General features: G+C 57.4%; 10 protein-coding genes and 4 pseudogenes. 5 read left to right on the top strand and 9 right to left on the bottom strand.

Annotated elements, in window-relative coordinates:
• Positions 1 to 1,600 precede the first annotated feature (1,600 nt).
• Positions 1,601 to 1,819, bottom strand: a complete 219-nt coding sequence (locus tag CHB65_RS16305; protein ID WP_089386073.1) for a YgaP family membrane protein — start codon at positions 1,817 to 1,819, stop codon at positions 1,601 to 1,603.
• 143 nt (positions 1,820 to 1,962) lie between these two features.
• Between CHB65_RS16305 and CHB65_RS16300 the strand changes: the two genes are divergently transcribed.
• A complete protein-coding gene (locus CHB65_RS16300) occupies positions 1,963 to 2,784 on the top strand; it encodes an IS5 family transposase (protein WP_089386072.1) in 822 nt (273 codons plus the stop codon).
• 33 nt (positions 2,785 to 2,817) lie between these two features.
• On the opposite strand, the gene CHB65_RS16295 is transcribed toward CHB65_RS16300, so the two are convergent.
• The 6 genes and pseudogenes from CHB65_RS16295 to CHB65_RS16275 all read right to left on the bottom strand — a co-directional run bounded on the left by CHB65_RS16295 (position 2,818) and on the right by CHB65_RS16275 (position 6,312).
• Entirely contained in the window at positions 2,818 to 3,246 is a 429-nt protein-coding gene (locus CHB65_RS16295; protein WP_089386071.1) for a universal stress protein, read from the bottom strand.
• Between the two features lie 38 nt (positions 3,247 to 3,284).
• The gene (locus CHB65_RS16290; RefSeq protein ID WP_089386070.1) at positions 3,285 to 4,460 is read right to left on the bottom strand and encodes an inorganic phosphate transporter; all 1,176 of its coding nucleotides are present in this window, start codon (positions 4,458 to 4,460) and stop codon (positions 3,285 to 3,287) included.
• 206 nt (positions 4,461 to 4,666) lie between these two features.
• A pseudogene (locus tag CHB65_RS17840) lies at positions 4,667 to 4,771 on the bottom strand (ADP-ribosylglycohydrolase family protein); the annotation flags it as partial.
• 255 nt (positions 4,772 to 5,026) lie between these two features.
• Positions 5,027 to 5,383 carry a fluoride efflux transporter FluC gene (locus CHB65_RS16285; protein ID WP_089386069.1) on the bottom strand — a complete coding sequence of 119 codons (357 nt, stop codon included), beginning with the start codon at positions 5,381 to 5,383 and terminating at the stop codon, positions 5,027 to 5,029.
• On the bottom strand, positions 5,380 to 5,727 hold the full coding sequence (locus tag CHB65_RS16280; RefSeq protein ID WP_089386068.1) for a fluoride efflux transporter FluC: 348 nt from the start codon (positions 5,725 to 5,727) through the stop codon (positions 5,380 to 5,382). The genes CHB65_RS16285 and CHB65_RS16280 overlap by 4 nt, the downstream gene beginning before the upstream one ends.
• Before the next feature lie 228 nt (positions 5,728 to 5,955).
• A complete protein-coding gene (locus CHB65_RS16275; protein ID WP_245810014.1) occupies positions 5,956 to 6,312 on the bottom strand; it encodes a TCP-1/cpn60 chaperonin family protein in 357 nt (118 codons plus the stop codon).
• 45 nt (positions 6,313 to 6,357) lie between these two features.
• On the opposite strand from CHB65_RS16275, the pseudogene CHB65_RS16270 reads away from it, so the two are divergent.
• Both CHB65_RS16270 and CHB65_RS16265 read left to right on the top strand, forming a co-directional pair.
• Positions 6,358 to 7,032: pseudogene (locus tag CHB65_RS16270) on the top strand (ABC transporter ATP-binding protein); the annotation flags it as partial.
• Positions 7,029 to 8,642, top strand: coding sequence for a hypothetical protein (locus CHB65_RS16265; protein WP_089386066.1), 1,614 nt, complete (start codon positions 7,029 to 7,031; stop codon positions 8,640 to 8,642). The pseudogene CHB65_RS16270 and the gene CHB65_RS16265, both read left to right, overlap by 4 nt.
• Before the next feature lie 7 nt (positions 8,643 to 8,649).
• On the opposite strand, the gene CHB65_RS16260 is transcribed toward CHB65_RS16265, so the two are convergent.
• Positions 8,650 to 9,024, bottom strand: a complete 375-nt coding sequence (locus CHB65_RS16260; RefSeq protein ID WP_089386065.1) for a hypothetical protein — start codon at positions 9,022 to 9,024, stop codon at positions 8,650 to 8,652.
• Between the two features lie 311 nt (positions 9,025 to 9,335).
• Between CHB65_RS16260 and CHB65_RS17945 the strand changes: the two genes are divergently transcribed.
• Together CHB65_RS17945 and CHB65_RS16255 are read left to right on the top strand one after the other, a co-directional pair.
• The gene (locus CHB65_RS17945; RefSeq protein ID WP_281251577.1) at positions 9,336 to 9,461 is read left to right on the top strand and encodes a hypothetical protein; all 126 of its coding nucleotides are present in this window, start codon (positions 9,336 to 9,338) and stop codon (positions 9,459 to 9,461) included.
• Positions 9,462 to 10,019: 558 nt separating this feature from the next.
• Positions 10,020 to 10,241: pseudogene (locus CHB65_RS16255) on the top strand (DUF3830 family protein); the annotation flags it as partial.
• Between the two features lie 6 nt (positions 10,242 to 10,247).
• Here CHB65_RS16255 and CHB65_RS17160 read toward each other — a convergent pair.
• Positions 10,248 to 10,333: pseudogene (locus CHB65_RS17160) on the bottom strand (IS6 family transposase); the annotation flags it as partial.

Genomic DNA, 10,333 nt, shown 5'->3' with positions numbered 1-10,333 from the left:
TTCCGTGAGATCATCCTCTCATTCGCCCTCAACAACCTCAAAAAGCTCGCCAAAACACTATGATCCCGCTCCCGTACCGCATTTTCAATAGAGCACATATTTGAAACTGATAGGGAGCGCGTCACTGAATGACGTCAGTAACGACGATCTCGAGTCGGGCAATGTGGGTAGCGCGCGCGTACAAATCATCAAGCGCCTACCTGATCCTCTTTACGAACAACTGACTAGAGACTACGTCGTCCTGAAACCGATCATGTCCAGCGAATTCGAGTCACTAGACGCCACGCGTGTCTCAGTGTATCCCGCGAAGGAGTATTACAGTGGTGACCTCCCAAATGTTAGTCGTGAAAAAGTCGGTCCTGATGATTCTTCCACAGGTGTTGGATATTCGCATGATTTTACTGACCTAGCCTAAAATCTGTGTTTATGAATTATGGCTTATAATAATCGCTGTTTTAGATATCTCTGAAGAGGCGCATATGTACTTCCCTCGGTTGACCTGCATCCACAGATTAACACTCCACACAGCAATTTATATCGACAACCAACTCGGTAGGGCCGATCTCCATCGGTTATAGCTTCCGCTGAATCATGTTTCATATAACATATGGAAAACATAATTGGCGATTCATATCCGAAAAACTGGAGTTTTAAAAATTGACATATCATGTTTAAAATATCCGAGACGGCGAGGGGTTACACATAGTAGGTTACACACAGGGATTTTTGATCTAATGGAAATTGGGAGACAGGGCCTAGATAACAGAATCGAAGATTCAGCGAGTGTGTCTGCGAGATACAGCTCGAGCGCAGTTTCGGCGTCAATTGGTTCTAGACTCATGGTTGGTCGTTTCCGCTCAAGCGAATCCCATGAACGCCGGTGACCACCGATCACAGACCAACGGCTACAGCGCCCGCACCGGCCAAAAGGAAGGGCAGTCACGCCGCGTGACCAAGGCCTCCAGCGCTCATTCGTTTTCCGAACGATTAGAATCCGACAGACGGCGGCGGGTCGTTTATAAAAACACCCCCGGTGTGCGGATTTGAGTTCGTTCGATTATCGAACGATTCTGAAATACGGCGGTGCTGTCCTACGGTTCGCTACATCCGAGGTGGGCGCGCGGAGATGTAATTGTACCGGTCAGTTGTTCAAATGGTTTTGAACTCATCCATCTTCGATTAAGCAGACCAACCACCAGACACGGTATTCATCCACCAACTCGAGTGAGCCGAGAACCCGAGAGACTTGTCGGTCGGACAGCGGTACGCCGCGTCGTTCCGTCTTCTGCCGACATCAACTCGGCGTCAACATCGCTGACCGTCATGAACTGTAAGGTGAGAGCCTACCACTGGAATCGGCGGGCGATGCATCTCATGGGATGGGAACGCCTGTGACAGCGCCACGATCCGCCGAGAGACGAGCGAGGAACCTTCGTAGATGATTCTCCCGATTTTCCACGGGTCGGAACCCTCTGCGCTGCCAGCAACAGCGAAACTTAGCTAGTATTCCCACGCTGGGAAGCCGCACCTCAAACGGTGCGGAGGGTGTCACCCGAACAGCTCCAGACCGACGTTGCGCACGCGGGCATCATCAGTACGGTCAATCAACTGGACATCGATCGATCCCGAGAGCCCGGTATAAGAGGCATCTGCGGGTTGCCCCCTCAACGATCAACACCAAGGCAATGGTCCCGAGTCCCAGCGTCGAGACAACCGGAACAGTCAGCATCCCCCATGCAGCGAACACAGCAAGCACTGCCAGTACTACCCCAGCCCCAATGCGAACTGTGGCATCGATCTTTCCGACGTTTCGCTTCATACATTGGCTCAGTTAGCCGGCTGGCTAAACATACTGTTGGCTGGGTCCGAGACCGTGTCTACACACGCGTATAGAAGAGATTGATTGAGTTGGCTCTGTTGAAATTCTTAGTGAGTTACAGGTTCAGTCGGTAGTTTGAGTAGATGCAGACCCTCCCAAAGTCCCGGTTGCTCCGATTTGTCGAGGAAGCATTTCAGTTAGCGAAACGCGCCGTAGCTCGATACTCCTCGAAGTTCTCGAAACAACGCTACACGCTCCATCAGCACATCGTTCTCCTCTGTCTCAAGGTTCGGAAGAACACGACCTATCGTACACTCCTCGACGAACTCATCGAAATGCCCCGTATTCGGAACTCGATCAATCTCACTGAACTGCCTGCCCCATCAACACTGTGCAAAGCGTTCGATAGACTCGATATGGCCGTCTGGCGAGTGTTGCTCGATCTCTCTGTTTCACTGCTCCCGACCAACGGCGTTGCGGGAATCGATGCTTCGGGATTCGACCGCAGTCACGCCTCAAAACACTACACGAAACGAGCCAAACTCACGATTCAGCAACTCAAAGTAACACTGCTGGTCGATTCCAAAGTGAACGCAGTCCTTGATCTACACGTGACGACGACACGGAAACACGATAGCCAGATCGCTCCCTCGTTGATCAAACGCAACGCCGAAGCTATCGACATCCTGCTCGGGGACAAAGGCTACGACGACCAGAAAATCAGACGGCTTGCCCGTCAACACGAGATTCGCCCACTAATCAAGCATCGTGAGTTCACATCACTTCACAAGGCATGGAATGAACGCTTGGATGCTGACCTCTACGGCCAACGGAGTCAATCAGAGACCGTTAACTCCGCGCTCAAGCGGAAGTATGGCCCGTTCGTCCGTTCACGGCGCTGGTGGAAGCAGTTTCGTGAACTCGCCCTTGCGTGTGTCGTCCAGAACCTCGATCGGACTCTCTAACGTTCACCTCATCACAATAGCTGGCACGCTTGGCTACCGAACAATGACTACTGGAACTGGTGCTCGCTTAGATACCGTCTCGGTAATACTTCCGACAAGAAATCGGCGTGTTGCACGGCTCCAATCTGTCCCGTGGGCACCAAGAACAATACAATCGTACTCCTCAGCTCGCTCAAGGATTCGGCGAGCGGGGTGCCCGGTTCCAACAGCCGTCTCGACCGCTCGATCCCGCTTATTGGCTATCTCGTGTGCACGCTCAAAAACAGGCTCAGACCGTCGGGCAGCCGCTTCACTAATGTCGTCTTCGAGGGCGAGAGCCGTCGCTTCACCCATCAGCATTGATGGAACACCGACGACGTGGAGAACAGTGATCTCCCCGTCCGGATAGTTGTCGAGCGCATATTCGAGGGCTTGGCTGGCGTGATCGGAGTCGTCCATTGGAACAAGGATTCGTGAGACCATGGTTGAAAGGAGGGATGCCAGCTACCTAACGTTCGTTGTCAGGCAACACCCGGGACGAGCATAAAGAAGCCGTAGGCCAGAAGTGTTGACACCGCAGGGCCAATAATCCACATTGACACATATTTCATCACTGCACGTGGCCTGAAGAGATCACCTGCCTCAAGCACCGCGTCCGGTTCTTCTTCACCGATCGGCGCGGCCGGTTCTCCTTCCATTTCCTCGGCAGTGATCGCACCGGGGATAATTTCGCTTTGTTCCGTGTCTCGGGTAATGGCCTCACGGAAGGTAACCGGTCGAGATGCGCGACCCCATCCAATGCCAACAATCGTCATCACGGTTGCCATCACGAGGCTGATCGGGATCCCGATCCATGAGAGAAGCGTTGTGATCGTTGCTGCCGTGACCATGACGAACAGGGCTGCGAGTAATGGGATGTCACTCAGTTCGCCCCCGACAGAATCCATCGTCCGGCGGGCGATCGTGAACCCACCGAGTCCAATTGCAAACGTGGCAATGACGATTGCGATATTTGCTTCTAACCCTGCTTCGCCCACCAATGGGGCAGCCGCGTTCGGCACGTTACTTGCCCCGGCACTGAACGCCATATAACAACCGACGACGAGTACGACTGCTGTGCTCCCGATTTCAGACCACGTCGTGTTGGGACCGAACGCTGGCTTCGGAATCGTAGCGTTCCGATCGAGAATCAGTAATGGACCATCTGATTTCTCGATCTGTACTCGTCGATTAACTTCCGGGTAGATGTATCGTCCAATAATACCACCAACCCAGAATCCGACAACCGGAGTGACGATCCACCAAGAGACGATCTCAGCGATCGTCACATAGTTGAGTGTGCCCGTGGCCAGCCCGAGACCGGCTATCGCTCCCACGGTCGTCATTGACGTTGGGACAGGGACACCGAAGATATTGGCGATGAGAATGCCCGTTCCAATGAAAAAGAGCACCCCGACACCCGCCGGGAGCGTGAGATCAATGGTGATGATGCCTGTGCTCAGTGTGTCCATCACGTTCCGTCCGACGGTCCACCCACCAAGAAAGACGAAGAACGTCATCAGGGCTGCCGCAGTCGTCTTTTTGATAATGCCGGCACCAACCGGTGGCCCCCACGCGATCCCAGTAGATGAGCCACCGATGTTGAAGCCGACAAAGATAGACGCAACGATGCCGATTGCAAGTAGAATCTCTACCATATACAGATTATAGCTGTTATGTATGAATATACCTAACGCAATTTATGCATAAGTTGTAGAGCTAACCAGAAAACTATTGTTAGCACCGTCAAAGCTCACGGCTATTGACTTTCTTCATCTCCAACGCCTGACAAGCAAAACTGAGGAGAAATCGTTGAGAGTTACATTTATAGTGTAGTATCAGAGGAAGAGCATTTCAACAGAGCCGCTGGATCGAACCCTCGCTGTTCCACGACGCTTTGTGCGATACACAACGCCTGATCCGTATCGTCCGTGATCGTTCCGGCAGGCTGACTATACCAAGCGCGATGCCATTAGTCGTCCGGATATCCCGATCAAGTGTGCACTCGACACCCGCAGCGTCATCTATGATGTTGGTGAATCGTGGAAGAGATTTATATTAGACTCACCAAAGCATCGGAACAGTACAGATAATATTGATTTCATTTGCGTTGATTTATCTGAGGAGTTGAAAGGTGAATCATCTGGTCATGATTATGGCAGCAGTCAGCAGCGGTGACCTCGATAGAACGCGTCGTAGCAGGTACCTCTCTACGCAACCATGGTCAGAAGACGGCAGACACGAGCAGTGATCCAAGGAGCAGCGTTCCGATTGCACCGATAAGATTGGCGACGGTGAATTGAGCCGCCGGGAGCGGGTCGCCGGACTCGGCAGTCGTTACAGTCTCGACAGCGAACGACGAGAACGTGGTGAACGCGCCGCAGAACCCGACGCCAACGAGCAGCATCGCGGACGACGCGCCCGGCACACCCGAGACCACGCCGAGGATAAAGCTCCCCACGAGGTTAACCGTCGTTACCGATTCGCGTCCCTCGATGGACGAGCCGACAGTGTGACGAGCCACCGCGCCAGCCGCTCCTCCAGTGCCGATCAGAAGGATCGACACGGCGGCTCCAATCATAGTCGCCTCCCGACCGCAAGACCGGCTGCGGCCGCAGCTAGTCCGACACCGTAGCTGGCGGCAATATAGACGCTTCCCATGGTCGTGCCGAGCACAACCACGTCGCTTGCAAACGTGCTGTACGTGGTAAACGACGACAGGAGTCCGGTGCCGACGAACAGTTGCGTTTGCCGATCTGCAGCCTGAGTTACGAGCACGCCGAGCGCGAAGGAACCGATAACGTTCACGACGAACGTGCCGACACCGGTGACGTCGCCGGCGAGGACGTCAACACCGTACCTTAGAGTGGCCCCGACGAACCCATCGAGCGCGATAAGACCGCTTCCTTCCGGAAGACGGCTCACTGACTCGTCCCTCCATGCAACACAGGCCGTGTGGTCTGGAGTTGCTGTCTCATCGTCATAGGTGTCTCGTCGGGTATGAGCTCACTCACGGAACCGAGCCCCGGGGTAATCACCTCAAAAGTCTGTACACTCATGTCGACCACCGTTGTCTCATCAATCCGGTAGAAACCGGGAAACTGCGGTAAGTCCGTCCGGGCTGGACGCCGTTCTCACCGAGCGGTCTCGGCGCTAGTGACTGAGTGCCCATGGATAGCCACCATGATCGTGGCCACCGGTCTGGCCGTGTTCTTCTCCGTGATCGTGCGCGTGGTCGTGGGGGTCGGTGGCCGCCGAAGCCGTTTCCTCCGCGTCAAGAACGTCGTCGATCCGCAAGAGGATCACAGCCGTCTCGACGGCCGTCGTGAGACAGCCCGACACCACTGCAGCGGGTTCGACCACTCCGGCTGCAGTCATATCTTGGACCGACCCCGATGGACCGACGCCGGCGTCGGTGTCGCCCGCGTCGTGTCTGGTCCGTAGCCGGGCCACCACCTCGATCGGGTCTGTGCCGGCGTTTGTCGCGAGCGTTCTCGGCACAATTTCCATCGCGTCGGCAAACGCCGTGAGAGCGAGCTGTGATCGATCATTGACGGCGAGGCGTGGATCGACGGGCATCCCGTCTCGGACCGCGACGCGATCAGGGCGTCGATCGGCTATCTCCCCGAGGAACCACCGGTCTTCGACGAGCTCACCGGCCGCGAACAGCTCGAGTACTTCGGTCGGCTCCGTGACCTCCCCGCCGCCGAGATGGCGACTAAGATCGACGATTGGCTGGATCGGTTCGACCTCGACGGGGACGCGGACAAGCGGATCGAGGACTACTCGAAGGGGATGCGCCAGAAGGTCGGATTGATCCAAGCGCTCCTCCACGAGCCGGATGTCGTCTTCCTCGACGAGCCGACCAGCGGGCTGGACCCGCGGGCGGCGCGGACCGTTCTCGACGTCATCTCGGAGTTAACCGACGACGGTCACACGGTGTTTCTCTCGACGCACATCCTCTCGGTCGTCGAGGAGCTCGCGGATGTCGTCGGCGTTCTCTACGACGGCGACCTCGTCACCGAGGGCTCGCCCGCGGCGCTGACCGCGCGGATGGAAGCCGAGGAGGGCACGACCCTCGAGGACGTGTTCCTCTCGGTCACTGCCGAACGGGGTCCGGTTGCTTCCAAGTCGGATTCCGGACCGGGTTCAGCGTCGGCTCCCGGCCCGGAAGGCGGTGAGAATGGCGATGCCGTCGACCGCCGGAACGAACGGGTCGAGGATCGATGACGCGGGCGAACCGTCCGCGGCTGGTCGCCCGAACCGAGCTCCGGCGTCGCTGGCGAACGATGAAAGGGAACACGACGCAGCTGTTGGCGCTTGCGTTCGCGGCCCTCATGCTGCTTCCGTTCTCGCTCGCCGGCGTGTTCGGAGCGTACCTCGCTGGCGGGTTCGTCGCCGGAAGCGAGACCGAGCCGCTGATCGACTGGGCGCGGATGGCGCTCGTCTACGGGTGGATCTTCGTGGTCGGGTTCGGCGGCTATCGGGCGTACGCCGTCGCGCTCCGCCCCGACAATCTCGACGGCCTGCTGACGACGGTCTCACACCGAGACGTGATCGGGGGCCTCGTCCTCACCGAATTCGTCCTCTGGTTCGCGTTCGCCCTCACGCTCGGCAGCGCCGCCTCGGTCGCGTTCGCCGTCGGTGCCGGCTCGATTCTCACGATCCCCGCGTTATTTGTCACGCTGTGTCTCTTGCTCATGACTGGGATCCCGGCCGGGTTCCTCATCGCGCTCGGCGTGCGCAACGCCGGCGTTCGGTCGCGGCTACTCAGCCGGCTCCGAACGCTGTTTTTCGTCCTGCTCGGTATCGGGTACTTCGCGCTGATCTTCACGAACGCGTTCGCGTCGGTCATGGAGCCGATCTACCGGATGCTCGCGCCGACGCCGATCGACTGGTTCGGCGATCTCGCTGCAATTGGGCTCGGAATAGGAGCATCACCGCTTCGCGCGCTCGGTGCTGTGGGATTCTCGGCCGTGTTCGTTGCCGCCGCAGTCGCGTCGCTATCCCGACTCGCAGAGTGGCTCTGGTACGCCGACGGCGTCCACGTCACCCACGAAGTCGAGCGTTCCGCCGACAGATCCTCTCGTTTTGGCGGGCTTTCACAAGTCCTCTCACAGCCAGTCTTCGGTGTCGTCGCGGTCGACTGGAAACGCGCTCGACGGTCACCGATCTCCCTGTCGTTCGCGTTGTATCCGCTGATCGTTCTCGCCGGTCCGATCGTTACCGCTGTACAGACGGGAGAGGTCGGAACGAGCCTTCCGCTGTGGGTCCTCATTAGTGGAACGTGGGTCGCCGGCTCGCTGTTCGCGCTCAACGTGGTCGGCCAAGAGGGTGCAGCGCTCCCCGTTACGCTGCTCTCGGAGACTCCCGAACGCTCGCTGGTCATCGGACACGTCGTCTCCGGTGCCCTTCTCATCGCACCGTTGACCGTCGCGGCGACCATTTTTACGGGATTCCTGAGCCCACACCCGGTACCGATTGTCATGAGTCTCGGGGTATCGGCGCTCATCCTGTCGGCCGTGTCGGGAGCGATCGCAACCGGGATCGGCGTCGGGTTCCCACGCTTTGAGGCCGTCAGCGTCTCCCGAAGCAGCAAGGCGATCGTTCCAAGCGTCTTCGCGTTCGTGATCTACTCGATCGTCGTGGTCCTCGTTGCGCTTCCAACGATCATCGCTCACTCCGGAACCGTTGGTCACGCACTCGCTTCGTTCACCGGCGTCGACCGACTTCTGGTTGGCGTCATCGGAACCGCCATTTCGGCCGTGATCGCATGTCTCGTCGGTGCCGGCTCGATGTACGTTGCCCGGGATCGCGTTCGTGGTTACCGTCTCGAGTGACTCGGAATCACAGCGACCACCATCCGTCCCGCAACACCGTCTCGTATCCGAGCGCGGCGAGTGCATCGGGGTAGTACCGCCGGGCGACGAGCCCCTGCAGCAGCTGTCGGGCATCGACGCGGTGGTCCGTCGACCACGACACGTCGACGATCGTCCACCCGTCCTCCTGCCCGATCGCTACGGTGTCCGACGCCCATTGGATTCCATCGACCGTGACGAGAGGTTCCAGTTCATCGACGTCGTTCGTGTTCACGGCGTCCGAGTCACCGGACGGATGGTCGGTGGCCTCCACCCGCATCGTCACCGAGTGAAGCCCAAAGAGGTACGACACGTCGTACTCGACGACCCTGCCGTCAGGCCGATCCTCGACACTGGCGATCAAAACAGATCGCTTCGTCCCTGTAGGTCTCGCTGTCCTTCCTCAGGACTGGTCTGTGCATGGTGAATTTCGAGCACAAGTTTTGCCCTTTAGGACGGGGGAGATATCAAATCTGCAGGTACGAACAGCGAGACACCGTCGCGGTCGGCAGCTGTTTCGTACAGCCCGTCGGAAAATCCGGAGCGGGTCCGCGTCCTAAAGTATTCAAATATCGATAGTAATAACTTAATAACATTCAAATTATATATTCGATTTCCCGAGTTGCATGACGAGTGATCCGAATGGTGATCGGGAACAAGGAGCGCAGCGGTACAGTGTCCGTCAGCATCGACGGAAAACGGCGCATCGTCAACGCGGCAGGCGCCCCACAGATCGCGGGGAAAACGGCGGGGACGGCTGACCTCGAACGCAAAGACCCGCTGGATACGCCACCTACATGAGGACCGACAGCGGCATCCAGTCGGCATTCCTGCTGGTCGACCCGAACACGGTCCGTCGCCCGCGACGTATCCGACGGCTATCGGGATGGGATCCTCCTCGATTCTCTGATGGCCGAAGTGATCCCATGGGCGTTGGCGGACCTCAGCGCGTTTTTGAGGCGAGTTATCGGAATCATATATTGTATATATAATTTATATTTTCATACACCGGACGCGACCGCTTGTCACCGATCGTATACCACTGTGAGCCGGTTCGGATCCGCTCACTGGATATCGGATCTGTCCCGTAGCTTCTGTTTTTATTACCTGTGGCCGCGAACGTCCGGACGGACCCCGTCAATGCGGGGGGTCGCACATGGACCGGATCCCGGACGCGCTGGACATCCACCCCATCCACGACGATGCTCAAGGCCGCCGATGTGATTGCACACGTCACACGACCGATCCGACGACTGGGACGAGCAGCTTCGATCACCGTCCTAACCGTCATCGCCCGTGGAGAGGGAAATCAAAGGTGCACCTCGGATAAAGGACCCGTACACCTCCGATAAACAACCAATGACAGACAAACTCACGATAGACGTTGCAGAGTATACGTTCACCGCCGAACTGTTCGAGGACGAAGCGCCGGAATCGATCGCTGCGATGCGGAAGTTTCTCCCGCTGGAATCGACGCTGATGCACGTTCGGTGGAGCGGTATCGCGACGTGGATAAATATCGATGCGATCGATCTCCCCGATGTTCCGCGGGAGAATCACACGGTGTATCCCTCGCGGGGGTAGTGTTCAGATAAGCTGATTCCATGCGAAGGCGAATGATCTCAACCACTCGTTTGCAGTTTCTGCTTCGGCGTTGCTGAAACAGTTTGAGA

Source organism: Halorubrum vacuolatum, assembly GCF_900188065.1.
Classification (GTDB): domain Archaea; phylum Halobacteriota; class Halobacteria; order Halobacteriales; family Haloferacaceae; genus Halorubrum; species Halorubrum vacuolatum.
Note: the sequence above shows the minus strand (reverse complement) of the source record. Positions and strands in the feature narration are given on the sequence as shown.